Genomic DNA, 25,922 nt, shown 5'->3' with positions numbered 1-25,922 from the left:
AGTAACAAAGAAGGAGCCTCATGGGCTCCTTCTTGCTTGTCACACAGGCAATATTGGCGTCGGTTATTGAATGCCGACCGACAGGGAGTGAGGGACCTTGGCGCCGTTACGGGCGGTGGCGCGCATCTGGTAGACCTGGATCAGGTACTTGCCCGACTTGGGCAGGGTGCCTTGCCATTTTGTGTCCACGTTGCCGCCGCCCAGTGCCTCGGCCTGACCCGGGATGGCGCCCGGTGCGAAGACGTTGAAGTTGGCATTGGTGCTGCCGGTGATGGCGACCGTCATGGTCTGGCCTTCTTTGGCGCCCAGGGTGTAGTTGATGGTGTCATAACCGGAGAAGGTGCCGTCAACCTTGGCGCTGTGCGCGCCTTTGGCGAAGTGCACCGGCACCGTGGTCACCTTGTCTGCCGCCTGAACCGAGGCCGCCATCATCATGGCCAGCAAGGCGGCCGTTACTGCTTTTTTCATTATGTATTGCTCCTGTGATCGGGCCCTGGCACGGGCCTCGAGGGGAAGATATGCCTGAACGATGACGCGACTCCATCGAAATGATGGGGCGGTCGGAGTGGGGGATGTTGCAAGATTTGGGGTATGCACAGACGGACATGGTGCCTTTTGGCCGCAAGCCAGATGAACACAAGGTCGATGGGGTTTTATATGGCGAGTTTCCTGATACAGGAGGCGTTTTTGTCAACGTGGTGTTGACGAACAGGGTGCCCGCTGCAGCCATGAGTCTGCGACAGAATTGATCGCCCCGGGTCTCCTGCATGGTCAGGGCGCGGGAAGGCGTGCGGAAAAAGAGGACGTTAAGGTTGGCTGGTGCCCCCAGCCGCCATGGCCTGCTGCTCATAGCGCGCCACCGTGCCGTCCTGCTTCATTTGCCGGATCACGCCGGCAAGGGGGGCCAGCAGATCCTGATGCCGTTCGTGCAGGTAGACGTAAGAATCGGCCAGCTCCATCACCCCGGCGGAGTAGATGCCGGCATAGCCCGGGTCCTGGCGCGTCAGGGCGGCCAGGGCCTGGCTGGCAATCAGGGTCTGCTCCACATAGAGGTCACTGCGCCCCTTGAGCAGCTTGCCCATCCCCTGCTCGGCGGTGGCGATGGCAAAGAGCCGGTTCGGTGCCACCACCTTGCCCAGCATCATCTCCGGCAGCTTGGCGCCACGGCGAAACTCGACCCGATAACCGGTGCCCTGCAGGCTGTGCCACCCCTGCAGCTGGATCCCGGGCTGGTGGGCATAGGCCTGATAGGAGACGGCGAAATGGGGCTCTGGCACGCGCTGGAGGGTGCGGGTCTGCTGCTGGTAGCTGGCGGCGCGGTGGATCTCGCCATCGACCTGTCCCTGCTCTGCCAGCAGGGGGGCCCGTCCCCCGGGGTAGCCCTGGTACTGGAAGTCATAGCCCAGGCGGGCGAACGCATCCCGATAGATGAGATCTAGCCAGCGACCATAGGGGGACTCCCTGGTTTCAAGGGAGCTCACCAGTGTGATGTTGCCCCTGCCTTGCGCCCCCCATACCTGGAAGGCCAGCAGCAAGAGCAGTGAAAGAGCGAAGAAGCGGTATCCTGAAACCTGCGCCATGGTGTCCCTGTCAGAGCGGTGGTTGCAAAGGGTGACAGTCCTATCCTAGCCCAGGGGGTTGCCCGGTCCAGCGCTTTCTGCCGTCCGCCCGTGGATACCCTCCAGGCCGCCTCCCGTCCCGCCTTGCCCGAATGAACGCCAACCAAGGGAGATGGCCAGCGCCGCTCACAGGCTGGCGAAATCCACCTCGGGCAGGGTTTCGAAGCCGGGGCGGGCAAACAGATAGCCCTGCATCAGGCTGACGCCCATCTCCCGCAGGCAGGCCATCTCGTCGCGGGTCTCGACCCCTTCCGCCAGCGGGGTGATCTGCAACTCCGTAAACAGCGCCAGACAGTGGCGAACGATGGCCTGACGGATCGGGTCCTGGTCGATGCCGCGCAGCAGGTGCATATCGAGTTTGACGATGTCGGGGCGAAAATCGGCCAGCAGACTCAGGCCCGAGTAACCGGCGCCAAAGTCGTCGATCGCCGTCTTGAAGCCCAGGGCCTGATAGTGATCCACGATGCCGCGAATATGGCGGTTGTCCTGCACCTGTTCCACCTCGGTGAACTCGAACATGATCTGCTCGATGGGAAAGAGATGCTCGCGGGCCGCCTGCAACGTGGTGCGGATGCAGCGCTCCGGGCGATAGACCGCATTGGGTAGGAAGTTGATGCTCAGCATCCCCTTCATCCCGAGCCGTGCCGCCAGCGCGATGGCCTTGATCCGGCACAGCTGATCGAAGCGGTAGCGGTTGTCGTCGTTGACCCGGTCGATCACGCTTTGCGCCGACTCGTTGTTGAGCCCCCGCACCAGGGCCTCATAGCCGAAGAGGGTGCGCTGGCTGCAATCGACGATGGGCTGGAAGGCCATGGTGAAATCGAAGTCGAGATCCACCTGCTCATGACACTGCTGGCAGAGGGGGGAGGACGGGGCGGCAGGTATGTCCATGACGGTCCTTTCAAGGCGTGGGGTCGCGAGAGATTGCCTCAAAGGATAACAGCTCCTCTCTCGCCGGCAGAGGTTATTCCTCCGGATAGGCAGGCCGTCTTCTGGCATATCAGAGGTTGGTCTGGTTTCTGCCCGACAGGCGTCCATGGTGGGTCAGGCGCCGCCGCTTGTGGGCCTGTTTGTCCCTTTTTCGGGACCGGGATTGACCTCGCTGGCATCCTCCAAGGCCACGTCTTGCCCGCCAACCAGTCGGGGCAAGCGGTATAAGCTGATTCGATGGCATTGCGGAAAATGCCCCCATTTTTGCTTATGCCTCCTCGCAGTGTGCCCCGATGGCACAAATAGGCCGATTCGAGGCCCGCAAAGGCCACTGGCCGATCTTGAGCAACCAGCATAATGCGCCAGCCACAGCCCCGCAGGTTCGATGAGCAAAGCGTCATCGAACCTGCGAGTTGCCCCCGTTGGGGATGAGGGGGCGTTATGCCAACCCAAGGTCAATGTTGGATTTCTCGATGTCCGGTACCGACCGGCATTCACCAAATTTCACCACCTTCTGTAGGTTCGATTAGCGAAGCATAATCGGACGATCGAGAGACTTTGATCGCGGTTGTTGCCATGAAGCAGGATCGGCCAGCCGGAGGAGGAAATTCTACTGGCCGTGATGGCGGGATAATCCATTTACGCGAACGTCAGATTACGCCTGACGGTTAATCGAACCTACGAGTTACAACCCCAAATCGTTTAGTGTGGAACGATGTGCAGCCATAAATTTATTGGCCATATCTGCCTGTTCTTTTGTTATTTCATCCAAGTCAGGAAGTATTGATTCAAATCGTGTAAATCTTTCTTCCATACCAGAAAAGGAAATTCCATCTACATAAGATTGTTTTAAAAATAGTGACCCTATAACACGTAACTCGGTTGACAATTCTTTCTTTAATATAATCCTGTTTGTTATCCAAAGGTATATATCTACAATCTGTAAACCAATAGACTCTTGGCTTTTTGATATTTCAAGGTTACTGTTGATTAAGTTTTTATTTATCAGGTCTGATTTTTCTATTGATGCAAACAATGGATGGTTAAGATATTTGTTTCTGTCTTCCTGTGTTGCTCTTTTCATTCCATCAGAAATCAAACTGGCATTTCGATATGTCTCAATTTGTGCTTTATTAAACTGTGTTTGCATATCAACTGTTATTGATAGAGCTTTTTTTCTATTTTTTAATTTTAGTCGTCTAGAAATACTTGAAGCAACGAATTGAAATCCAACTGCATTTGGTGATATTGCTTTTTCATCAGGCTGACCAAAGTCCATTGCTAGAGGGTTTTTTATTGCGAACCCAAGCGCATTAATTATTATTTCTTTTGAACGAGCATCCAAGAATGAAGTGTTTGCAATAGATCTTATTTCTTCTAGGGTCTGAATGATGTCTGATTCTTTATTTTCTATGTATTTACATGTGCATAGTGCCCATGTTTTCTTTAAAATGTCATCATCTAAAATAGCAGCCAACTTAAGTATTATAAGATAGCGCATAGGGGTCCAATATGTATCCCATCTAACAGCAGGGTTGATACCAGCATCAAATATAGCGTCAAAAAGACAAACAACAGCTAGGGCTCTTTTTTCAATGAAATAATAATCAAATGAAAATTTGAATTTATCCTGTAATAGATAAAGCTCTCGTGAGATCTCAGTTAGTTTATTGACTCCGAGATGATTTGCGTGAAGGCAATCAATGTCGAGCTTCTTTGTTATATCTTTGAACCACTGTTTTCCTAATGCATCTACGTTCAATGTGCTGGATAGAACGCCATAAGTTAATATAGGTTGATTTTTATCAAAAAGTTGATTGCCTGTATTACCTGATTCATCCACATGAAAGAACATATTAGTGTTACCTATCGTGTGCAAACGAAGGTGATAGATTAATCTATTTTTAATAAAAACGGCGCCTTTCGGCGCCGTTTTTTGATCTAGCCAACAAACCTCAATCACTGCAGCAGCGAGATATCCGCGACTTGCAGGAACAGGTTACGCAGGTTGTTCAGCAGCGCCAGACGGTTGGCCTTGAGGGCTTCGTCGTCGGCCATCACCATGACTTCGTTGAAGAAGGTATCGACCGGCTCGCGCAGGGCGGCCAGACGGGTGAGGGCAGCCTGATAGTCACCGGCAGCGAACAGCGGGGCCAGTTCGGCTTGCAGTTCGGCAACCTGGGTGGCCAGCGCCTTCTCGGCGGCATCGACCAGCAGTTCCGGTTTGACGGTTGTGGGCAATGGAACCTCGACCTTGGCCAGAATGTTGCTCACGCGCTTGTTGGCGGCAGCCAGTGCCAGTGCGGCATCCAGCGTGCGGAAGTGGCTGACGGCCTTGACGCGACGATCGAAGTCGAGCGGACGGGTCGGGCGGCGGGCCAGTACGGCCAGCACCACGTCGGCACCGATGCCTTCGTCCTGATAGGCAGCGCGGAAGCGGCCCAGCATAAAGTCGACCACGTCGGTGACGACGGTTTTGTTGGTCAGCTTGTCGCCGTAGACGCGTACTGCTTCTTCAACCAGTTCAACCAGATCCAGATCCAGCTGCTTCTCGGTCATGATGCGCAGGGCACCGATGGCGGCGCGACGCAGGGCGAACGGGTCCTTGTCACCCTTCGGCAGCATACCGATGCCGAAGATACCGGCCAGGGTGTCGAACTTGTCGGCCAGCGCGACGGCGCAGGCAACCAGACCGGACGGCAGGGCATCACCGGCAAAGCGCGGCATGTACTGCTCGTTGAGAGCCACGGCCACCGCTTCGTCTTCGCCATCGTGACGGGCGTAGTGCATCCCCATGACACCCTGGGTGTCGGTGAACTCGCCGACCATGTTGGTCATCAGGTCACACTTGGAGAGCAGACCGGCACGCTTGGCCTGAGCCACGTCGGCGCCGATACGCTCGGCGATAAAGCCGGCGACGGTCTCGATACGCTCGACCTTGGCCTTGACGGTGCCCAGCTGTTGCTGGAACAGCACGGTTTCAAGGCGCGGCAGGCGGGAGGCCAGGGTCTGCTTGAGGTCGGTCTTGAAGAAGAACTCGGCGTCAGAGAGACGGGGACGAACCACCTTCTCGTTGCCGCTGATGATCTGGCTCGGGTCTTTGGACTCGATGTTGGTGACGAAGATGAACTTCGGCAGCAGCTTGCCGTTCTTGTCGTAGACCGGGAAGTACTTCTGGTCACCCTTCATGGTGTGCACCAGCGCTTCAGCCGGCACGGCCAGGAACTTCTCTTCGAAGTTGGCGGTCAGCACCACAGGCCACTCGACCAGTGCGGTCACTTCTTCCAGCAGGGCGTCGTCCAGATCGGCCACGCCACCGAAGGCGGCAGCGGCCGCTTCGACGTCAACCTTGATCTTGGCCTTGCGCGCCATGAAGTCGGCAATCACCATGCCGCGCTCCTGCAGGATCTGCGGGTACTGGCTGGCGTTGTCGATGGTGAACTCGCTCTCGCCCATAAAGCGGTGACCGCGGATGGTGCGGGCAGAGTCGATACCCAGAATGTGGGCGGGCACCAGATCCCCATCCAGCAGCAGGGTCACGGTGAACACCGGACGCACGAACTGGATGGTCTTGTCGCCCCAGCGCATCATCTTGGGGATCGGCAGCTTGGCCAGCGCTTGGCTAACCAGCTCACCCAACAACTCTTTGGCCGGACGGCCTTCGACCTTGGCGGTGTGAACCAGCCACTCGCCCTTGTCGGTGACCAGACGCTCGGCCTGCTCAACGGTGATGCCGTTGCCACGGGCCCAGCCTTCGGCAGCCTTGGTCGGCTTACCTTCGGCATCGAACGCCTGGGCCACGGCCGGGCCGCGCTTCTCGACGCTCTTGCTCGGCTGCTCGCCAGCCAGCTCGCTTACCTTCAGCGCCAGACGGCGCGGTGAAGCAAACCACTCGACGTCGCCGAAGGCCAGATCGGCCTTGGTCAGTTCGGCTTTGAAGTTGTCGGCAAAGGCTTCGGCCAGGGAGCGCAGGGCTTTGGGCGGCAGCTCAGCAGTACCGATCTCTACCAGAAATGTATGTTGTGCCATGTCCGTTCCTTAACCTTGCTTGTTCTCTGTGCGCTGACACATGGGGAAACCCAGCGCTTCGCGGGAGGCGTAGTATGCCTCTGCTACGGCCTTGGTCAGGGTGCGAATGCGCAGGATGTAGCGCTGACGCTCGGTGACCGAGATGGCCTTGCGGGCATCCAGCAGGTTGAAGGAGTGAGCGGCTTTGAGGATGCGCTCGTAGGCAGGCAGCGGCAGCGGTTTTTCCAGTGCCAGCAGATTCTGGGCTTCCTTCTCGTACTGCTCGAAGCAGTGGAACAGGAACTCCACATCGGCGTGTTCGAAGTTGTAGGTGGATTGCTCCACTTCGTTCTGGTGGAACACGTCGCCGTAGGTGGTCTTGCCCAGCGGGCCGTCAGACCAGACCAGATCGTAGACGCTGTCCACGCCCTGAATGTACATGGCCAGACGCTCGAGACCGTAGGTGATCTCGCCGGTGACCGGCTTGCACTCGAGGCCGCCAACCTGCTGGAAGTAGGTGAACTGGGTCACTTCCATGCCGTTCAGCCACACTTCCCAACCCAGACCCCAGGCACCCAGCGTCGGGTTTTCCCAGTTGTCTTCCACGAAGCGGATGTCGTGGATCTCGGGATCCAGACCTAACTCTTTCAGGGAGCCCAGATAGAGTTCCTGAATGTTGTCGGGGGAAGGCTTGATGATCACCTGGAACTGGTAATAGTGCTGCAGGCGGTTCGGGTTCTCACCGTAGCGGCCGTCAGTCGGACGGCGGGACGGTTGTACGTAGGCGCAGGCGATGGGCTCCGGGCCCAGGGCGCGCAGGCAGGTCATGGGGTGGGAGGTACCGGCACCCACTTCCATATCCAGCGGCTGAATGATGGTACAGCCCTGGCGGGACCAATAGTCCTGCAACTGCAGGATCAGGCCCTGAAAGGTTTTGACATCGAATTTTTGCATAGTGTTTTTCGCGCGAAATGAAATCAGAGCAAGATTTGCTGAATGTGAACCGAGGGAGTATACCGTCTGGCATGGTCGGATAATAGGCGAAATTACAGGGGATTAGTGGGGCTATGTTGCCGCTTGCCCTATGATGTCGCCGACGCAAGCGGCCTGCCGATGGCCGATGAAAAACAGGGGAGAGGAAATGGAACTGCGCTGCGCCTGGGTGACCAGAGACCCGGAATACATCGAATACCATGACAAGCAGTGGGGCAGGCCGGTGTATGACGCCCGCGAGTTGTTTGCCAAGCTCTGCCTCGATGGCCAACAGGCGGGGCTGTCGTGGATCACCATCCTCAAGCGCACCGAGAGCTACCATCGCGCCTATGCGGATTTTGATCCGGTGCGCATCGTGCAGTTCGACGACCAGGACGTGGCGCGGCTGATGCAGGATACCGGCATCATTCGCAACCGGCTGAAGGTGCAATCGATCATCAAAAACGCCCGCGCCTATCTGGCGCTGGAGGCGGAAGGCATCGATTTCGTCGATTATCTGTGGGGCTTCGTGGGCGGCGCCCCCATCGTCAACCAGCGTCAGGGCAACGGCGACATTCCGGCGACCTCACCGGAGTCGGATGCCATGTCCAAGGCCCTCAAGAAGCGCGGCTTCACCTTCGTCGGCAGCACCATCTGCTACGCCTTCATGCAGGCGGTGGGCATGGTGAACGATCATCTGGTGACCTGCCCCTGCCACGCCGAGTGCCAGCAAGCAGCGGCGACGTGAAGGGGAAATGCACGAAGAAGGGAGGCTCAAGCCTCCCTTCTTTTTTTGCTCTGAATCAGCAGGGCTCAAGGGTGCGGCTGAGCGCCTCGCACACCTCGTCGCTGCTCATCAGCCGCACGAAGGGGCCGGCCAGGGTGGCGTTGTGATGGGCGATGATCTGGGGGGCGGTCAGTTGCGGCGTGTCCATGCAGGTATGGGCATCGCTCACCAGCACTACGGTGTAGCCGAGATCTGCCGCCGCCCGGCAGGTGGTGTCGATGCAGTACTGGGTCTTCATGCCGGTGATGATCAGGGTCTGCACGCCGTCCTCTTTCAGCCAGCCATCGAGACCGGTGCCATGGAAGGCGCTGGGGCGCTGCTTGTCGAACACCCGATCGGCCTCGCCGACGACCAGCTCAGGCGCAAGCTGCCAGAACGGACTGCCGGCGGCGATGGGGCTGCCGGCCGGGCCCGTGTGGCGCACCGCCAGCACAGGGAGAGCGGCACTGCGGGCCGCCTGGCCCAAGCGATTGATGTTGGCCAGGGTCTCGGCCCCGGCATGGGGGGCTTCCGGGCCGTGAAGGAGGCCCACCTGGATGTCGATGATGAGCAGCGCGGGGCGGGAAAGGGACGACATGGTCATGGCTCCGTGAGAAATGTCACCCACTCTGGGGCCATGGGCTCTTATGAGACAACCCGCATATGGGGGGCAACCACTCCAGACTCCGGGAGCATGTTCCGTTACGCCGGGCCAGGGGCCTTTTCGCCCCTTGGTACAGCCGGGATACAGTCACACGGGTTCACCATCGGGAGCGCCATCACGAGGGAGTCCCGTGTCACTGAGCGCCGTTCGCCCTCTCTTCCCCGGCCTGATCGGCTGCACTCTGGGGATGACGTTGCTCGTCAGGGCAAACATGAGGGGAAGCCGGCCCTGTGCAAGAAGGTCCGAGGCTGCACAAACGACGCCCCCGAGGGCCGAGTCTGCGCTACCGGGATCTTGCCCCTCCCCTATCATTGAAAGACGCCGGACCGGTTCAGGTTGTCTGGCGAAGGAGCCATCATGAAGAAGTCCGTATTGGCGCTGCTTGCCGCCACCGCCTTGCTGGCCGCCCTGCCTGCACAGGCCACCAAGCAGGCCCAGGAGCGCCGTGACGCCCGCGATGTGCGTCAGGATACCCGTCAGGAGTCCCGTGACGCGAAACAGGCGTGTCGTGAGGGGCTGGTGGGCAATGCCGACTGCCGCCAGGAGCATCGTGACAACAAGCAGGAGGGGCGAGACAAGGCCCGGGATATCAAATATTGATGCGGGCCCGTCCGAAGATGGCCTGCACCGGGTAAGTCGCAAGGGGCAGGGGGCGTTTTGCCCCCTGCCCCTCTTCGCAATGGGCGCGTCACACTCTGGCGCCTCTCTGGGTTAGAATGCGCGGCTATCGGCTAGAGTCGTTCTTTTTCAGAGGTTTTTTCATGCATTTCAAGAAACTGGTTCCTGCACTTGCCCTGACCGTCGCCATCACTGGCTGTACCACCAACCCCTATACCGGTGAATCCCAGACCTCCAAGGGCGCCTGGGGCGCGTTGGCGGGTGCGGCGACCGGCGCAGCCGTGGGGGCGCTCTCCTCCAGCAAGGGCGACCGCAAAAAGGGCATCCTGACTGGCGTCGCCGCCGGTGCGGCCCTGGGTGGCGGTATCGGTTACTACATGGATGTGCAGGAAGCCAAGCTGCGCGAGAAGCTGCAAGGCACCGGCGTCAGCGTGACCCGCAACGGTGATCAGCTGATCCTCAACATGCCGAACAACGTCACCTTCGACAGCTCCAGCGCCCAGCTGAAAGCCGCCGGTGCCAACACCCTGTCCGGCGTGGCCCTGGTGGTTGCCGAGTTCGACAAGACCCGTCTGAACGTGGTCGGCCACACCGACAGCACCGGCTCCCGCGAGCTGAACATGAAGCTCTCCCGGGATCGCGCCGATGCCGTCGCCGCCCAGCTGATCGGCCAGGGCGTGTCCGGCAGCCGCATCGCCATCAGTGGTGTGGGCCCGGATCAGCCGGTGGCCAGCAACAGCACCGCCGAAGGCAAGGCCCAGAACCGCCGGGTGACCATCACCCTGACCCCGACCGCCTAAGAGGTCCGGTTCGATGCCATGAAAAAGGCCCCGCCAGCGATGGCGGGGCCTTTATATTGGCGCCGGTGCGTGCCCTTTGCTCCTTGCCCCCTTCTCCCCTTGCGGGAGAAGGCTCGGGGATGAGGGGATAACCGCCTCTTAGACAGCCGCGGTCAGCTGCACTTCCACCTTGTAGCCCTCGCGGGCGAGACGGGCCTGCACGCAGGCGCGCACGGGGGCGGTATCGGCATCAGGGGAGCCAGGCATCCCGCTTTGTTTAGACAGCCGCAGTCAGCTGCACTTCGACCTTGTAGCCTTCATGGGCCAGACGGGCCTGTACGCAGGTGCGAACGGGGGCTGTGTCGGCATCAGGGGAGCCAGGCATCCCGTTTTGATTAGACAGCGGCAGTGAGCTGTACTTCCACCTTGTAGCCTTCGTGGGCGAGACGGGCCTGCACGCAGGCACGAACGGGGGCTGTGTCGGCATCAGGGGAGCCAGGCATCCCGTTTTGATTAGACAGCGGCAGTCAGCTGTACTTCCACCTTGTAGCCTTCGTGGGCGAGACGGGCCTGCACGCAGGCGCGTACCGGTGCTGTGCCGGCCGGGATCCAGGCATCCCACTGCGCGTTGAAGGCGGCGATGTCTTCAATGTCCTTGAGATAGATGTTGGCCATCAGGATCCTGTCGACGCCGGAACCGTTGGCTTCCAGCAGACGCTGCAGGCTTTCCAGCACTTCACGGGTCTGCTGGTGGATGTCGGCGGTCTCGGTGGCGGGCACTTCCACCACGTAGAGGGTGCCGTTGTGGATGACCACATCAGACCAGCGCTGGGTGGTCCCGATACGGGTAATGGTTGTCATGTTTGCTCCGGTACGGGGTTATTGACCCTTGCGGATCAGGTAGCGGTAAGGGGCCTGCTCAGTCTCACTGGCGACCAGGGTATGGTCCATGAAGCGGCAGAAGCTGGGAATGTCACGGGTGGTGGAGGGGTCGTCGGCGCTGACCAGCAGGGTCTCCCCATCCGCCATCAGCCGCACTTTCTTGCGAACCATCATCACGGGTTCGGGGCAACGAAGCCCGATTGCGTCCAGCTCGTGGGTCGCATTGCAGAATTCAGTACTCATGAATAATCAACCTTCAGCCGCACCTTCTTGCGCGCTATCGTCACGGGTTCGGGGCAACGAAGCCCGATTGCGTCCAGCTCGTGGGTCGCATTGCAGAATACAGTACTCATGAATAATCAACCTTCAGCCGCACCTTCTTGCGCGCCATCGTCACGGGCTCGGGGCAACGAAGCCCGATTGCGTCCAACTCGTGCGTTGCGCCGCAGAATAAAGCACTCATCAATAATCAACCTTCAACCAATTCGGCCAGCAATGATACTCACGGCGAAAAAATAATCAAACCATGGGGCGGTTATGCAGCATATGCTACCAAAATGTGAACCGGCTCTACCCAGGCTTCGCTCGATGAGTAATATAAAAATTGAACCATATTCAACAAGGAGGTGTGAATATGCAGGTCTCCTACGGCAGATTGCAAGCCTACGCAGGCATGGGGTTCTTGTCGTTCGCCATGATAGTGCTGGGCAGCCCGATAGGTAATACCGGTACTTGGTTCGGCTCCATGGTGATGATAGGGCTGGGGCTCTGGATCGAGCTCAGCGACTACTACGACGAGGATGAGGACGAGAACGATCCCTCCTGAGAGCCTGGCTCTCGGCACTCAAAGGCGGACGATGTCCGCCTTTGTCATTTCTGCTCCGCGCCGGAACGGGTCGAGCGCATGGCGCGCTCCAACTGCTGCGCCGTCTGCTCGGGGTTGGCCCTGGCGTCGTTGAAGAAGCTGCTCAGCACATCCATGATCCCCTGGCGCATGTTGGTGGGTACCGCCATCCCCTCCGCCATGCTGGGCAGCAGGTTGTCCTGTTGCTCGGCGTGGAGGAAATCCTGATAGGAGCGGATGGCGCAACGATCGAACTTGCTCATGTCCGGCTTGATGAGCGCCGGGATGGAGCCCTTCACCCGGTTGAACTCCTCCTGAAAGCGCGGCGTCATCAACAGCCTGGCCAGCTCGCCCTGGGCCTGCAACTGGGCGGGATCCCGCTGCTTGAACATGGCGATGGAGTCGAGGTTGTAGCTGAACAGCCCCTGGCTGCCCGGGCTTGGCAGGCACTCGATATCCTCGCCGGGGCGGTAGTTGCCGGCGCTCAGCTCCCCTTTCACCCAGTCCCCCATCACCTGCATGGCGGCGCCGCCGCTCTCCAGCAGGTTGGTGGCCTGGTGCCACTTCAGGCCGGCGTATTTCTCGGGTACATAAGCGCGCAACTGCTGGAAGCGGGTCAGCACCCGCACCATGTCTGGGCCGGTCAGGGTGGCGCTGTCCTGTTCGAGGAAGGCCTTGCGATAGAAGGTCTTGCCCCCTTCGCCGAGGGCCACCGTTTCGAACAGCACCGCGATCTGCCAGGGTTCGTTACCGATGGCGAGGGGGGTGATGCCCTGCTCCTTGAGCTTGTCCGCCACCGACACGAACTGGGCCCAGTCGGTGGGGGGCTTGAGCCCCTGTCGCTCGAATACCTTGCGGTTGAGCCACAGCCAGTTGACCCGGTGGATGCCGGTGGGGACCGCCATCAGGGCGCCGTTCTGGCTGAGGGTATCGCGCACCATGGGGGGCAGCTGAGGGTACCAGCCGAGGTGCTCGGCCATGGGGGTGAGGTCGCGCAGAAAGCCCAGGCTGCCCCACTCGTGCAGCTCGAACCCCTTGAGGTGGGCTGCCTCCGGCGGGTTTGCCGCCAGGGCCCGGCTCTTGAGCACCGTCATGGCGCTCTTGCCGCCCCCCCCCTGTACCGCGAAGTCGTTCCACTGGTTGCCCTGTTCGGCCCACTCGGACTTGAGCACTTCCACGGCCCTGGCCTCGCCGCCGGAGGTCCACCAGTGCAATACCTCCACCTGGGAGGCACAAACGGGCAGGGAGAGCAGGGCGATGACAGAAAAAGACAACCACTTCATACATTACTGCCTTGGTAGGGAGAGGGTGGCCTGCAGGCCGCCCTGGGGGCGATTTTCCAGCACCAGGTCGCCGCCGTGGGCGTGGGCTATGTTGCGGGCGATGCCAAGGCCCAGCCCGGTGCCGGCGGCATCGGTGCTGAGGCGGTAGTAGGGCTCGAAGATGCGCTCGAACTGATCGTCCGGCAGACCGGGCCCCTCGTCCATGATGAAGAGGATCAACATCTCCTCGTCATCCATGATGATGATGCGCACCTTCTGGCCGTACTTGATGCCGTTGTCCACCAGGTTGCCGATGCAGCGCTTGAGGGCCAGCAGCTTGCCGCGATAGGGCCACTTGCAGTGGCCCTCGATGGTGAGCAGATCCTCGTGCAGGTTCATGGCCTCCGCCATCTGCTCCAGCAGGGCGTTGACGTCGATCTGCTCGAGGTTCTCGTGAATGTCCGTCTCTTTGACCGTCTGCAGCGCCCCTTTGACCATCAGCTCCAGCTCGTCCAGGTCCTTGTTGAACTTGGCGATCTGCACCTCGTCGTCCAGCAGTTCGACCCGCAGTCGCAGTCGGGTGATGGGGGTCTTGAGGTCGTGGGAGATGGAGCTGAAGAGGCGCTCCCGATCGTCGATGAAGCGGCGAATGCGCTGCTGCATGATGTTGAAGGCGCGGGTCGCCGCCACGATTTCGGAGGCACCCTCCTCCTTGAGGGACGGCTGGTCGATGTCCTTGCCGAGGTTGACCGCCGCCTTGGCGAGGCGACGCAGGGGGCGGGTCTGCCAGCGCACCAGCATGAAGGTGAAGAAGCAGAGGAAGACCGTCATCAGGGCGATGAAACGCACCTGATTGCTCGGCATCACGGTGTCATCCAGCGTCATGTAGGGGGCGGGCAGCAGGGCCGCCAGATAGAGCCACTCCCCCGGTTCTATCTCGATCTGGGTCACCAGCACCGGCGGATTGATGGGCTCCAGGGACAGGGTGTAGCGGGCCCAGGAGGAGGGGAGATCCGCCAGCAGGGTGTCGTTGTTGAAGACGTGCAGCTCCTCGGGGCGGGAGAAGTCCACCTTGATCGCCATGGCGTCGGAGAGTTTGCGGCTGAGCACCTCCTGCACCTCCTTGAGCACCAGCGTCTTGCGCTCGCTGTCGGGGATGGCGCTGATGTGGATCTCTTCCTCGTTCAGGGAGACGAAGAAGCGGCTGCCCCCCATGTTGCGCAGCTGATCCAGGGCGATGTGGCGGTATTGCAGGGGCAGGGACTTGAAGAAGTTGACGGTGGAAGCCGCCGACAGCGCCAGGTTGCGGGTGGTGCTGAGCATGCCCTCCAGCTCCCGCTTCTGGATCTGCTGCATCCAGATGCCGGTGAGGATGGTCTGGGAGAGCAGGATCGCCAGCAGCAACAGCAGCAGCATCCGGGACAGCAGGGAGCGGGGCACCAGGGCCCGCCAGAACTTCTGCCCCGTCATGGCAGCGTGTGTCTCTTGTCGATCAGCATGGGGTGCTTACCTCTGTGCCTTGCCGTTGCCCCGTGATGGGTCTCTCTTCTGCCCGTTCAAGGTCTCGCCGTAGCGTCTGTCTGTTACGGGATCTCGTGGACTTCGGCGATCAGCATGTAGCCGCTGCCGCGAATGGTCTTGATGATGCGCGGGCTCTTGCCGTTGTCACCCAGCTTCTGGCGCAGGCGGCTGATCTGCACATCGATGCCGCGTTCCATGGGCAGGCTCTCGCGACCGCGGGTGGCGTCCGAGATGGTATCCCGGTCCAGCACCACGCCGGGCTGCTGCAGGAACATGCCGAGCAGCAGGGCATCGCTGCCGGAGAGATCCAGCAGGCTGCCATCTTCGTGGGTCAGCTGGTGGCTCAGGGTGTCCAGGGTCCACTCGGCGAAGCGCAGCCGACGGCTCGGTTCCTTTTCTTTCTCCGGCTGGCGGAATTCGGCGCGGCGCAGCAGCGCCTTGATGCGGGCCTGCAGTTCGCGCGGGCTGAACGGCTTGGCGATGTAGTCGTCGGCGCCAAGTTCCAGACCGATCACCCGGTCAGCCTCGTCGGAGGCGGCGGTGAGCATGATGATGGGTACCTGGGAGTCGCGGCGGATCTGCTGGCAGAGGGTAAAGCCGTCGTCGCCGGGCATCATGATGTCCAGAATGATGAGGTCCGGGCTGTGATGGGCCAATTGTTGGCGCATCTCGTTCCCTTCGGCCGCGGTCAGTACCTCGAAACCGGCCCGGGTCAGGTACTCGTTGAGCAGCTCGCGGATCTCCCGATCGTCGTCGACGATAAGCAGTTGTTTGCTCGTTGACATATGTATGTGCATCCACCCATTTTTTTGTGCAGATTGAACCTGTCGGGGGAGCAAAAAGCAAGCAAGCCCCCCCTCTAATGTGAAGTTATGGGCAATATAGCCTCAGGATTGGCCCCGATCGCGGGAAAAGAATAAAAAAGGCCGACCCAAACGGGCCGGCCAACACGCAGATTCCGACGGCAGGAGCGCACCCCGTGTGACGCGTTCCACAGACTCGACAGCAGGGTCGGCAGGCCGACCCGGTATTCGTGATGGGGCCGCTGTGCCGGGAAGCAGGGCCGTCTTCTGTCTGTTGTTGCCGCCCCGAGGCGGCGTCCCTGACCGGTGAGCGGTCAGGAGTGATTCACTTACACCCGTTCGAACACGGTGGCGATGCCCTGACCCAGGCCGATGCACATGGTGGCCACACCCAGGGTCGCGTCCTTCTCCTCCATCAGATTGATCAGGGTGGTGGAGATGCGGGCGCCGGAGCAGCCGAGCGGGTGACCCAGGGCGATGGCGCCGCCGTTCAGGTTCACCTTCTCGTCCACCAGATCTTGCAGACCCAGATCCTTCACGCAGGGCAGGGACTGGGCGGCAAACGCCTCGTTCAACTCGAACAGATCGATGTCGCCGACGGTCAGACCGGCCCGCTTGAGCGCCTTCTGGGTGGCCGGCACCGGGCCGTAACCCATGATGGCGGCGTCGCAACCGGCGATGGCCATGGCACGTACCTTGGCACGCGGGGTGAGGCCGAGCGCCTTGGCGCGATCCGCACTCATCACCAGCATGGCGGCGGCGCCATCGGAAAGCGCCGAAGAGGTGCCGGCGGTGACGGTGCCGTTGACCGGGTCGAACACCGGGCGCAGCTGGCTCAGGGTGTCGACCGTGGTCTCCGGGCGGATCACCTCGTCGTAGTCGTAGAAGAAGCGGGCGCCGCTGGCGTCGTGCCCTTCCAGCCCGACGATCTCCTTGGCAAAACGCCCTTCCACGGTGGCGGCGTGAGCGCGGCGGTGGGAGCGAGCGGCAAACTCGTCCTGCTGTTGACGGCTGATGCCGTGCAGCTTGCCGAGCATCTCGGCGGTCAGCCCCATCATGCCGGAGGCTTTCGCCACCGACTTGGCCATGCCGGGGTGGAAGTCCACCCCGTGGCTCATCGGCACGTGACCCATGTGCTCGACGCCGCCGATGATGAAGATATCCCCATCACCTACCTGAATGGCACGGGAGGCGTCGTGCAGCGCCTGCATGCTTGAGCCGCACAGGCGGTTGACGGTGACCGCCCCCACCTGCTTGGGAATGCCGGCCAGCAGGGCGGCGTTGCGGGCGATGTTGAAGCCCTGCTCCAGGGTCTGCTGCACGCAGCCCCAGTAGATATCCTCGATCTCGTTCGGGTCGAGGTTGGGGTTGCGCAGCAGGATGGATTTCATCAGGTGCGCGGACAAGTCTTCTGCACGCACGTTGCGGAAGGCGCCGCCCTTGGACCGGCCCATCGGGGTCCGGATACAGTCGACAATGACTACGTCTTTCATGAATGGATCTCCTTTCCGCAATCAGTAGAAGGTGTTGCCCTGGGCAGCCATCTCGCGCAGCTTGTCGCTGACGCGGTAGAGCGGGCCCAGGTCGGCATACTGGTCGGCCATGGCCACGTAGCGATCCAGACCGATAGTGTCCAGATAGCGGAACACGCCGCCGCGGAAGGGAGGGAAGCCCAGGCCGTAGACCAGTGCGATGTCGGCTTCGGCTGGCGTGGCGACTATGCCCTCTTCCAGGCAGAGCACCACCTCGTTGATCATCGGGATCATCATGCGGGCGATGATGGCCTCCTTGTCGAAATCCTGCTTCGGCTTGGCGATGGGGGCCAGCAGCTCGTAGCTGGCTGCGTCGGCCACCTTCTTCGGCTTGCCCTTCTTGTCCTGCTCGTAGGCGTAGAAGCCCTTGCCGTTCTTCTGACCGAAGCGGCTGGCGTCATACATTACGTCGATGGCGGTACGACCTTCCTTGCTCATGCGCGCCGGGAAACCCTGCGCCATCACGTCACCGGCGTGGTGGCCGGTGTCGATGCCGACCACGTCCAGCAGGTAGGCGGGGCCCATGGGCCAGCCAAACTCCTTCTCCATCACCTTGTCGACGGCGGCGAAGTCGGCGCCATCGGCGACCAGCTTGTTGAAGCCGAAGAAGTAGGGAAACAGCACGCGATTCACGAAGAAGCCGGGGCAGTCGTTGACCACGACCGGGGACTTGCCCATGGCGGCGGCGTAGGCCACCACGCGGTTGATGGTTTCATCGGAAGTCTGTTCGCCACGGATGATCTCCACCAGCGGCATGCGGTGCACCGGGTTGAAGAAGTGCATGCCGCAGAAATTCTCGGGGCGCTTCAGTCCCTTGGCCAGCAGAGAGATGGGAATGGTGGAGGTGTTGCTGGCGAGCACGGCGTCTTCGCCGATGATCCCTTCCACTTCGCCCAGCACGGCGGCCTTCACTTTCGGGTTCTCGACCACAGCTTCGACCACCACGTCCACATGCTTGACGTTGTCATAGCTGAGGGTCGGCGTGATGGCGGAGAGCACCTGGCCCATCTTGATGCCGTCGATGCGGCCGCGCTCGAGCTGGCCGTTGAGCAGCTTGGTGGCCTCATTCATGCCAAGTGCCAGCGCCTTCTCGTTGATGTCCTTCATCACCGCTGGGATGCCCTTGCTGGCAGACTGGTAGGCGATGCCGCCCCCCATGATGCCGGCACCCAGCACGGCGGCATGGCCGGTGGCCTTGTTTGCCTGCTTGGCGGCCTTCTTGGCCAGCGCCTTGATGTGCTGATCGTTGAGGAAGATACCGACCAGCGCCTTGGCCACGTCGGTTTTCGCCAGTTTGATGAAGGTGGCGGCCTCGGCGGCCAGCGCCTCGTCACGGCCCATGCCGGCGGCGGCTTCCACCGTCTTCACGGCGGCCATGGGGGCCGGATAGTGTTTGCCCGCCACGGCGGCAACCATGCCGGCGGCGGTGGTGAAGCTCATCATGGCTTCCAGTTTGGAGAGGCGCAGCGGGGCCTTCTTGGCGGCGCGGCGGCCCTGCCAGTCCAGCTTGCCCTTGATCGCGTCCTTGATCATCTGCACGGCGGCGCTGTGCAGCGCGTCCGGGGCGACCACGGCATCGATGGCACCCACCTTGAGGGCGTCATCGGCACGGTAATCCTTGCCGGTGGTGATCCACTCCAGTGCGTTGTCGGCACCGATCACCCGCGGCAGACGGACAGTGCCGCCAAAGCCGGGCATGATGCCGAGCTTGGTCTCGGGCAGGCCGATCTTGGCCGTGGTGTCGGCCAGCCGGAAATCGGTGGAGAGAATAGTCTCGCAGCCGCCGCCCAGAGCATGGCCCTTGATGGCGGAGAGGGTGGGCACCGGCAGATCTTCGATGGCGCTGAAGATGTCGTTGGCCTTCTTCAGCCAGCCGAGCAGGTCTTCTTGCGGCAGATCGAACAGTTCCAGGAATTCGGTGATGTCGGCGCCGACGATGAAAGCGTCTTTGCCGGAGGTGAGGATCAGACCCTTCAAATCGGCTTGTTGCTGTAATGCGGCGATCGCTTCGCTCAGGGAGAGCAGGGTAGCGCGATCCAGCTTGTTGACTGAACCCGGGGCATCGAACCTCAGCTCGGCAATGCCGTCTTCGAGGTAGCTGACCGTCAGGGTTTCGCCTTGGTAGATCATGAGAGTGTCTCCTTGTTCCCACTCTGTGGGGAATGGTGCTCCTTTATCCCCAGCAGGGGGCGAGGCTCACTATTGATCCAAAAGGAGACATTTTCAACACCTATTTAAAACATTCGTTTAACAGTTGTCGAGTAAAAGCTCTTCATCACAAAACGGGCAAAAAAGAGGCGCCTTGCGGCGCCTCCGATGGAGATGAGCGTGGTATCAACTGGCCAGTTCCGGCCGATTGCGATACTGGTTCAAGACCTCGGGATCGGCGAGGGCGTGGGTGTTGTTGACGGGGCGGTTGTGCACCACTTCCCGGACCGCCAGCTCCACTATCTTGCCGGACTTGGTGCGTGGGATGGCATCCACCTGCAGGATGCGGGCAGGCACATGACGGGCGGTGCAGTGCCGATTGATCTGCTGGCAAATCCGCTCACGCAGCCCGTCGTCCAGCTTGCAACCCGCCTTGAGCTTGACGAACAGCACCACCCGCTCGTCCTGTTTCCATTGCTGGCCGATGACGATGCTCTCCTCCACCTCGTCGAGTTGTTCCACATAGCGGTAGATCTCGCTGGTGCCGATGCGCACGCCGCCCGGGTTGAGGGTCGCGTCGGAGCGGCCGTAGAACAGAATGCCGCCGTTCGGGGTCAGCTCGATCCAGTCCCCGTGGCACCAGATGTTGTCGAACCGCTCGAAGTAGGCGGCGTGGTACTTGTCGCCGTTTTCGTCCCCCCAGAAGTAGATGGGCTGGGCCGGGAACGGCTTGGTGCAGACCAGTTCGCCCTTTTCACCCAGCACCGGCTGGCCCGCCTCGTTGAATACCTGCACCGCGAGACCAAGGCCGCGCCCCTGGCTCTCGCCGCGATAGACGGGACTCAAGGGGTTGCCGATGACGAAGCAGGAGCAGATGTCGGTGCCGCCAGAGATGGAGCTGAGCTGCACATCCTGCTTTATCTGCTGGTAAACGTAGTCAAACCCCTCCGGCGACAGCACGGATCCGGTGCTGCAGATGAGGCGCAAGGCAGGCAAGTCGTGGGTATTGATGGGGGCATAGCCCTGCTTGTGCAGCGCATCGAGATACTTGGCCGAGGTGCCGAACAGGGCGACCTCTTCGTCCCGTGCCAGATCCCACAGCACGTTGCCATCCGGGTAGAAGGGGGAACCATCGTAGAGCACCAGAGTGGCGCCGGAGGCGAGGGCGCTCACCAGCCAGTTCCACATCATCCAGCCACAGGTGGTGAAGTAGAAGATGCGCTCCCCCGGCTTGATGTCGCAGTGCAGTTGGTGCTCTTTCAGGTGTTGCAGCAGGGTGCCGCCAATGCCGTGCACGATGCACTTGGGTTTGCCGGTAGTGCCGGAGGAGTAGAGGATGTAGAGCGGGTCGTTGAAGGCCATGGTCTCGAAGGCGAGCTGGGCATCATGCTGGCTTGCCAGCAATTGCTGCCAGTCGTGACCAAGCTGCAGCGGGTTGCCGAGCAGGGGGATCATTACCGTCTGCTCTAGGCTGTCGAGCTGACCGACGACGCTGGCCACCTTGTCCTGAATGTCGATGGCCTTGCCGCCGTAGCGGTAGCCATCCACCGCGAACAGCACCCTGGGACGGGTTTGGCCGAAGCGCTCCACCACGCTGGCCTCGCCAAAATCGGGACTGGTGGAGGTCCAGATCGCGCCGAGGCTGGTGGTTGCCAGCATGGCCACCACGGTTTCCGGGATATTGGGCAGGTAGGCTGCGACCACATCACCCCGGCCTATGCCCTGGCTGCGAAGCCACTGGGCCAGGCGGGCGACCTGATCTGCCAGCTCATGCCAGCTCAGGGTCCGGCTTGGACCCCCTTCGATGCGGGAGATGATGGCCGGGCTCTCATCCTGACGGCGCAGCAGGTTCTCGGCGAAGTTGAGCTGGCTGTCGGGGAACCAGCGGGCGCGCTGCATATCCTGGCGGTTCTCCGCCACAATGTTGCCAAGCTCGCCCTTGACGCCGCAGTGCTGCCACACCAGGGGCCAGAAGCGGGTGGTCTTCTCCACCGACCATTGATACAGGTCGGCATAGCTGCGCAGTTGCAGGCCATGGAAGTGATTGACCTCGGCCATGAACTGGTGGAGGTTGGAGTGCTGCATCCTGTCCTGATCCGGTGTCCACAGACAAAGGTTTTGCATGAGTCGTTCCTGACGGCTGATATCTACTGTCTGTGGGCAGTGTATTGAATTGTTCTTTGTTTGTTAATTGTCTGTTTTATCTTCATAACAAAAAGCCTGTAACCTATGCGTTACCTCACGAAGCGAAAGCCGGGTGGCTCGAGCCTTGATTCGCTTGATGTTATGCTGAAGTCACATTCGCCCGGAGCAGGACGCCATGAGCAGTTACAGCCAACTTTTTGCCCAGCATCTCGACACCCTTCAGCAGCGTACCCGCGACATCCTGCAACAACAGGGTCTTGGCGGTCTCGCTATCCACTCCGGCCAGACTCATCGTATCTTCCTCGATGACCAGGATTATCCCTTCAAGGTGAATCCCCAGTTCAAGGCCTGGCTGCCGGTGCTGGACAACCCTCACTGCTGGTTGCTGGTGGATGGCGTGAGCAAGCCGGTGCTGCTGTTCTACCGGCCGGTGGACTTCTGGCACAAGGTGGCGGAGTTGCCCAACGCCTTCTGGGTCGACTTCTTCGACATTCGCTTCCTGACTCGCCCGGAGCAGGTTGCCGATCACCTGCCGGCCAACAAGCAGGAGTGGGCCTATCTGGGCGGCCATCTGGAAGTGGCCGAGCTGCTGGGACTGGGCCAGCCCAATCCGGAGGCGGTCCTCAACTACCTGCACTACCACCGTGCCTACAAGACGCCCTATGAGCTGGAATGTCTTCGCGATGCCAACCGCATCGGCGTACGCGGCCACATCGCGGCCAAGGACTCCTTCATGGCGGGGGCGAGCGAGTTCGAGATCAACCTGGCCTACATGAAGGCGGTCGGACAGGGGGCCAATGAGGCGCCCTACGGCAACATTGTTGCCATCAACCGCAATGCGGCCATCCTGCACTACACCCATCTCTCCACCCAGCGGGTGCCGGATGCGGAGCGTTACTCCTTCCTCATCGATGCCGGTGTGGACGTGCACGGTTATGCCTCCGACATTACCCGAACCTGGGCCTGGCGCCGCGGTGAGTTCGCCGATCTGATTGCTGCGCTGGATGCACAGCAACAGGAGATCATCGACGAGATCAAGCCGGGCCGCCGCTACAGCGAGCTGCACCTGCAGATGCACCACAGGCTGGCGCGCCTGCTGCAAGCCACCGAACTGGTAGACATGTCGGTGGACGAGATGATCCACACCGGGGTGACCAATGTCTTCTTCCCCCACGGTCTCGGTCACTTCCTCGGCCTGCAGGTACACGATGCCGGCGGCTTCATGCAGGATGAGCGCGGCACCCACCTGGCGGCCCCCGAGCAGTTCCCCTATCTGCGCTGCACCCGGGTGATGGAAGTGGGCCAGGTGTTCACCATCGAGCCGGGTCTCTACTTCATCGACAGCCTGCTGGAGCCGCTGCGCCAGGGTGAGCAGGGCAAGCGGGTCAACTGGAACAAGGTGGAGGCGCTGCGTCCCTATGGTGGCATTCGCATCGAGGACAACGTGGTGCTGCATGCCAACGGGGTGGAGAACCTGACCAGACAAGCAGGGCTCTGATGGCGACGGATTACCCCATACCGGCAGCCCCGCTGGAGGTGAGCGAAGAGATCAAGAAGAGCCGCTTCATTACCTACATCGCCCACACTCCGACCGTCGAGGCCGCCAAGGCCTGGATAGACGAGATCAAACAGCAACACCCGGGAGCCCGGCATCACTGCTGGGCTTTTGTCGCTGGCGCCCCCCAAGACAGCCAGGTTTATGGTTTCAGTGATGATGGCGAACCCTCGGGCACAGCGGGCAAACCCATGCTGGCCCAGTTGATGGGGGCCGGTCTGGGTGAAGTCGCCGCCGTGGTGGTGCGCTATTACGGTGGCGTGCTGCTGGGGACCGGTGGCCTGGTCAAGGCCTATGGCGGTGGTGTGGGGGCAGCACTCAAGCAACTTGAAACTTGTATCAAGCGTCAGCTGACCTCTTCCGTGATCCAGTGTGACTACACCGACATGGGGGCCGTGGAGTCCCTTATCTCTGCCCATCAAGGGCAGTTGCTGGTGGCCGATTATGGTGCCAGCGTCACCCTTCAGGTAGCGTGGGAGTCTGCGCTCTGGGCCCGTATCGCACAGGAATTGACCGACCGGACCCAGGGTCGGGTATCCCTTCGTCCCTTAGATGGCTAGAATCCATCGCTCTTTTAGTTTGAAGAGGGAGCCGGAATGCAGATTCTGAGCATCATTCGTATCGTCGGTCTGCTGGTTGCCCTGTTCAGCTCGACCATGCTGCTGCCCGCGATGGTCGCTTTTGGGTATCGTGATGGCGGTGGTACCGAGTTCGTCAACTCCTTCGTCATAGCCCTCCTGCTCGGCCTCCTGCTCTGGTTCCCCAACCGCCACCAGAAAAAGGAACTCAGGTCCAAGGAAGGCTTCCTCATCGTGGTGCTGTTCTGGGTGGTGCTGGGGAGCGTGGGTGCCGTCCCCTTCATCATCAGCGACGTGCCGAACATGTCGGTCTCGGAGGCATTTTTCGAGTCGTTTTCCGGCCTGACTACCACGGGCGCAACGGTGCTGACCGGGCTGGACAATCTGCCCAAGGCGTTTCTCTTCTATCGCCAGCTGCTGCAATGGCTCGGTGGCATGGGGATCATCGTGCTGGCGGTGGCCGTGCTGCCGCTGCTCGGCATTGGGGGCATGCAGCTCTATCGCGCCGAGATCCCGGGGCCCGTCAAGGACAACAAGGTGACCCCGCGCATCGCCGAGACGGCCAAGGCGCTCTGGTTCATCTATCTGTTGCTGACTTCCCTCTGCGCTCTCGCGTACTGGATGGCGGGGATGACGCTGTTCGATGCCATCTGCCACTCCTTCTCCACCTTGTCGGTTGGGGGGTTCTCGACCCACGACGCCAGCATCGGTTTCTTCGACAGCCCGGCCATCAACCTGATCACAGTGGTGTTCCTGTTGCTGGCGAGCGTCAACTTCGCGCTGCACTTCATGGTGTTTGCCCACAAGCCGGTGCGCGTGAGCAGTTATCTGCGTGACTCCGAGCTCAAGGTGTTTCTGAGCATCCAGTGCGTGCTGGTGCTGATCTGTTTCGTCTCTCTGCTGTTCCACGGCCACTACGATACCTGGCAGGATGCGCTCAACCATGGCCTGTTCCAGGCGGTGTCTCTGGGCACGACCACGGGGTACAGCACCACCAGCTATGCGGAGTGGCCCTCCTTCCTGCCCATGCTGTTGATGTTCTCTGCCTTCATCGGCTGTTGTGCCGGCAGTACCGGGGGGGGCATCAAGGTGATGCGTTTCATGATCCTGTTCCTGCAGGGGATGCGTGAACTCAAACGGCTGGTGCATCCGCGGGCCATCTACACCTTGAAGCTGGGACGCCGCGCCGTACCGGAACGGATCGTGGAAGCGGTCTGGGGCTACTTTGCCACCTACATCATCCTGTTCTTCATCTTCATGCTGTTGCTGCTGATGACGGGGCTGAACGAAGTGACGGCCTTCTCCGCCGTGGCTGCGGCATTCACCAACGTGGGGCCGGGTCTGGGGGAGGTGTCGGCCAACTTCGGCAATATCTCGGCCACTGCCCAGTGGATATTGATCGTGGCCATGTTGTTTGGTCGATTGGAAATCTTCACACTTCTGGTACTGTTTACTCCTGCATTCTGGCGTAGTTGAGGTTGGTATGGACAAGATTTTGGTGCTTTATTCTTCCCGGGACGGGCAAACGCGGAAAATCGTGGATGTCATGCTGGAGGAAATATCAGGATGCGAAGTGGTGATGCACGACCTGCACACCCTGCCTATGTGCAACCTCAGCAAGTATGCCAAGGTGTTGATTGGCGCTTCCATTCGTTATGGTAACTTCCACCCCAGCCTGCTCAGCTTCATACACGCACATCATGAACAGTTGGAAGTAGCCAATGTGGCGTTCTTCTGCGTGAACCTGACGGCACGCAAGCCCGAGAAGCAGACGCCGCAGACCAACGCCTACATGAAGAAGTTTCTGCGCCTATCTCCCTGGAAGCCCAAAACTCTGGGGGTGTTTGCCGGGGCATTGCAGTACTCCCGTTACAACTGGTGGCAGACCCGCATCATTCAGTTGATCATGAAGATCACCGGGGGCAGCACGGATACCAGCAAGGATCTGGAATTCACCGACTGGGACAAGGTGCGCGGCTTTGCCCGTGAGTTTTGGTCAAAAAAGTAACAGCGACGTCATTCAAAGCGGCCAGAGCCCTGCGTAAGCAGGGCTTTTTGTTTGATAAGTAGGCGTTCGAGCCACAAAACGGTAAAAAGGACTATTTTTCGCAAAATAGCCCTTGTCATCCCGGCGCGGCTCCCTATAATGCGCCCCTACCAGTACGGCGGAACACGCCAACCTGATGAGCCAGCTTCCTTGGGAGGTTGGCGCCGAAAGAAAAGCGAAAACAAGCGCTTGACTTTCGAAGTGAGGAGCGTAAGATGCGCCTCCTCAACGCGATAAGCGTGACGCTCT

The 25,922-nt window shown here is 60.5% G+C and carries 24 protein-coding genes and 3 pseudogenes; 9 read left to right on the top strand and 18 right to left on the bottom strand.

The window, feature by feature from the left end; genetic code table 11:
- Positions 1-63 precede the first annotated feature (63 nt).
- Positions 64-468, bottom strand: coding sequence for a hypothetical protein (locus BN1120_RS18130; protein ID WP_042017400.1), 405 nt, complete (start codon positions 466-468; stop codon positions 64-66).
- Positions 469-572: 104 nt separating this feature from the next.
- Between BN1120_RS18130 and BN1120_RS18125 the strand changes: the two genes are divergently transcribed.
- Positions 573-749, top strand: coding sequence for a hypothetical protein (locus tag BN1120_RS18125; protein ID WP_154676073.1), 177 nt, complete (start codon positions 573-575; stop codon positions 747-749).
- A gap of 57 nt (positions 750-806) precedes the next feature.
- Here the strand turns inward: BN1120_RS18125 and BN1120_RS18120 are convergent, their stop codons facing one another.
- The 5 genes from BN1120_RS18120 to glyQ form a co-directional block, all read right to left on the bottom strand.
- Positions 807-1,580: a hypothetical protein gene (locus tag BN1120_RS18120; protein WP_042017398.1), complete on the bottom strand. Its 774-nt coding sequence runs from the start codon at positions 1,578-1,580 to the stop codon at positions 807-809.
- A gap of 165 nt (positions 1,581-1,745) precedes the next feature.
- Positions 1,746-2,510 carry an EAL domain-containing protein gene (locus BN1120_RS18115; RefSeq protein ID WP_042017397.1) on the bottom strand — a complete coding sequence of 255 codons (765 nt, stop codon included), beginning with the start codon at positions 2,508-2,510 and terminating at the stop codon, positions 1,746-1,748.
- Between the two features lie 724 nt (positions 2,511-3,234).
- Complete coding sequence (locus BN1120_RS21030; protein ID WP_080768098.1) at positions 3,235-4,404, bottom strand: DUF3800 domain-containing protein; 1,170 nt, start codon at positions 4,402-4,404, stop codon at positions 3,235-3,237.
- Between the two features lie 104 nt (positions 4,405-4,508).
- A complete protein-coding gene (gene glyS / locus BN1120_RS18110) occupies positions 4,509-6,578 on the bottom strand; it encodes a glycine--tRNA ligase subunit beta (protein WP_042017396.1) in 2,070 nt (689 codons plus the stop codon).
- A 9-nt stretch (positions 6,579-6,587) separates the two neighbouring features.
- On the bottom strand, positions 6,588-7,511 hold the full coding sequence (glyQ, locus tag BN1120_RS18105; RefSeq protein WP_042017395.1) for a glycine--tRNA ligase subunit alpha: 924 nt from the start codon (positions 7,509-7,511) through the stop codon (positions 6,588-6,590).
- A 187-nt stretch (positions 7,512-7,698) separates the two neighbouring features.
- Here glyQ and BN1120_RS18100 point away from each other — a divergent pair, with 187 nt between their 5' ends.
- A complete protein-coding gene (locus BN1120_RS18100) occupies positions 7,699-8,277 on the top strand; it encodes a DNA-3-methyladenine glycosylase I (RefSeq protein WP_042017393.1) in 579 nt (192 codons plus the stop codon).
- Between the two features lie 55 nt (positions 8,278-8,332).
- On the opposite strand, the gene BN1120_RS18095 is transcribed toward BN1120_RS18100, so the two are convergent.
- A complete protein-coding gene (locus tag BN1120_RS18095) occupies positions 8,333-8,893 on the bottom strand; it encodes a cysteine hydrolase family protein (RefSeq protein WP_080768097.1) in 561 nt (186 codons plus the stop codon).
- A gap of 423 nt (positions 8,894-9,316) precedes the next feature.
- Here BN1120_RS18095 and BN1120_RS18090 point away from each other — a divergent pair, with 423 nt between their 5' ends.
- Together BN1120_RS18090 and BN1120_RS18085 are read left to right on the top strand one after the other, a co-directional pair.
- Positions 9,317-9,559: a hypothetical protein gene (locus BN1120_RS18090; protein WP_010672404.1), complete on the top strand. Its 243-nt coding sequence runs from the start codon at positions 9,317-9,319 to the stop codon at positions 9,557-9,559.
- Positions 9,560-9,720: 161 nt separating this feature from the next.
- On the top strand, positions 9,721-10,377 hold the full coding sequence (locus BN1120_RS18085) for an OmpA family lipoprotein (protein ID WP_010672405.1): 657 nt from the start codon (positions 9,721-9,723) through the stop codon (positions 10,375-10,377).
- A 138-nt stretch (positions 10,378-10,515) separates the two neighbouring features.
- Here BN1120_RS18085 and BN1120_RS18080 read toward each other — a convergent pair.
- The 5 genes and pseudogenes from BN1120_RS18080 to BN1120_RS21015 form a co-directional block, all read right to left on the bottom strand.
- Positions 10,516-10,605, bottom strand: a pseudogene (locus BN1120_RS18080) (endoribonuclease L-PSP); the annotation flags it as partial.
- A 146-nt stretch (positions 10,606-10,751) separates the two neighbouring features.
- Positions 10,752-10,841 (bottom strand): annotated as a pseudogene (locus tag BN1120_RS22025) (endoribonuclease L-PSP); the annotation flags it as partial.
- A gap of 28 nt (positions 10,842-10,869) precedes the next feature.
- Positions 10,870-11,217: a RidA family protein gene (locus BN1120_RS18075; protein ID WP_039041019.1), complete on the bottom strand. Its 348-nt coding sequence runs from the start codon at positions 11,215-11,217 to the stop codon at positions 10,870-10,872.
- A gap of 18 nt (positions 11,218-11,235) precedes the next feature.
- Entirely contained in the window at positions 11,236-11,481 is a 246-nt protein-coding gene (gene tusA / locus BN1120_RS18070) for a sulfurtransferase TusA (protein WP_041214136.1), read from the bottom strand.
- A 124-nt stretch (positions 11,482-11,605) separates the two neighbouring features.
- Positions 11,606-11,701: pseudogene (locus BN1120_RS21015) on the bottom strand (sulfurtransferase TusA family protein); the annotation flags it as partial.
- 171 nt (positions 11,702-11,872) lie between these two features.
- On the opposite strand from BN1120_RS21015, the gene BN1120_RS18065 reads away from it, so the two are divergent.
- Positions 11,873-12,064: a hypothetical protein gene (locus BN1120_RS18065; RefSeq protein WP_010672410.1), complete on the top strand. Its 192-nt coding sequence runs from the start codon at positions 11,873-11,875 to the stop codon at positions 12,062-12,064.
- Positions 12,065-12,108: 44 nt separating this feature from the next.
- On the opposite strand, the gene BN1120_RS18060 is transcribed toward BN1120_RS18065, so the two are convergent.
- The 6 genes from BN1120_RS18060 to BN1120_RS18035 form a co-directional block, all read right to left on the bottom strand.
- Positions 12,109-13,365, bottom strand: coding sequence for an ABC transporter substrate-binding protein (locus BN1120_RS18060; RefSeq protein WP_042017389.1), 1,257 nt, complete (start codon positions 13,363-13,365; stop codon positions 12,109-12,111).
- Positions 13,366-13,368: 3 nt separating this feature from the next.
- Entirely contained in the window at positions 13,369-14,814 is a 1,446-nt protein-coding gene (locus BN1120_RS18055) for an ATP-binding protein (protein WP_010672412.1), read from the bottom strand.
- A 113-nt stretch (positions 14,815-14,927) separates the two neighbouring features.
- Complete coding sequence (locus tag BN1120_RS18050) at positions 14,928-15,650, bottom strand: response regulator (RefSeq protein WP_042017386.1); 723 nt, start codon at positions 15,648-15,650, stop codon at positions 14,928-14,930.
- Positions 15,651-15,997: 347 nt separating this feature from the next.
- Positions 15,998-17,161 (bottom strand): acetyl-CoA C-acyltransferase FadA, encoded by a 1,164-nt coding sequence (fadA, locus tag BN1120_RS18045; protein ID WP_005307433.1) that lies wholly within the window; start codon positions 17,159-17,161, stop codon positions 15,998-16,000.
- 21 nt (positions 17,162-17,182) lie between these two features.
- The gene (gene fadB, locus BN1120_RS18040; RefSeq protein ID WP_042017384.1) at positions 17,183-19,330 is read right to left on the bottom strand and encodes a fatty acid oxidation complex subunit alpha FadB; all 2,148 of its coding nucleotides are present in this window, start codon (positions 19,328-19,330) and stop codon (positions 17,183-17,185) included.
- Between the two features lie 204 nt (positions 19,331-19,534).
- Positions 19,535-21,472 carry an acetoacetate--CoA ligase gene (locus tag BN1120_RS18035; RefSeq protein ID WP_042017382.1) on the bottom strand — a complete coding sequence of 646 codons (1,938 nt, stop codon included), beginning with the start codon at positions 21,470-21,472 and terminating at the stop codon, positions 19,535-19,537.
- Between the two features lie 196 nt (positions 21,473-21,668).
- On the opposite strand from BN1120_RS18035, the gene pepQ reads away from it, so the two are divergent.
- From pepQ to hemG, 4 genes are read left to right on the top strand one after another with little or no spacing between them, the layout of a single operon-like run.
- A complete protein-coding gene (gene pepQ, locus BN1120_RS18030; protein WP_042017380.1) occupies positions 21,669-22,991 on the top strand; it encodes a Xaa-Pro dipeptidase in 1,323 nt (440 codons plus the stop codon).
- The gene (locus BN1120_RS18025; protein ID WP_010672418.1) at positions 22,991-23,608 is read left to right on the top strand and encodes a YigZ family protein; all 618 of its coding nucleotides are present in this window, start codon (positions 22,991-22,993) and stop codon (positions 23,606-23,608) included. Before pepQ ends, BN1120_RS18025 begins: the two co-directional genes overlap by 1 nt.
- A gap of 36 nt (positions 23,609-23,644) precedes the next feature.
- Complete coding sequence (locus BN1120_RS18020; protein WP_039041357.1) at positions 23,645-25,102, top strand: TrkH family potassium uptake protein; 1,458 nt, start codon at positions 23,645-23,647, stop codon at positions 25,100-25,102.
- Positions 25,103-25,109: 7 nt separating this feature from the next.
- Positions 25,110-25,634 (top strand): menaquinone-dependent protoporphyrinogen IX dehydrogenase, encoded by a 525-nt coding sequence (gene hemG, locus BN1120_RS18015; RefSeq protein ID WP_042017378.1) that lies wholly within the window; start codon positions 25,110-25,112, stop codon positions 25,632-25,634.
- Positions 25,635-25,922 lie beyond the last annotated feature (288 nt).

The sequence above is a fragment of the Aeromonas caviae genome (genome assembly GCF_000819785.1).
GTDB lineage: Bacteria > Pseudomonadota > Gammaproteobacteria > Enterobacterales > Aeromonadaceae > Aeromonas > Aeromonas caviae.
This window is presented reverse-complemented; position numbering and strand designations above follow the sequence as displayed.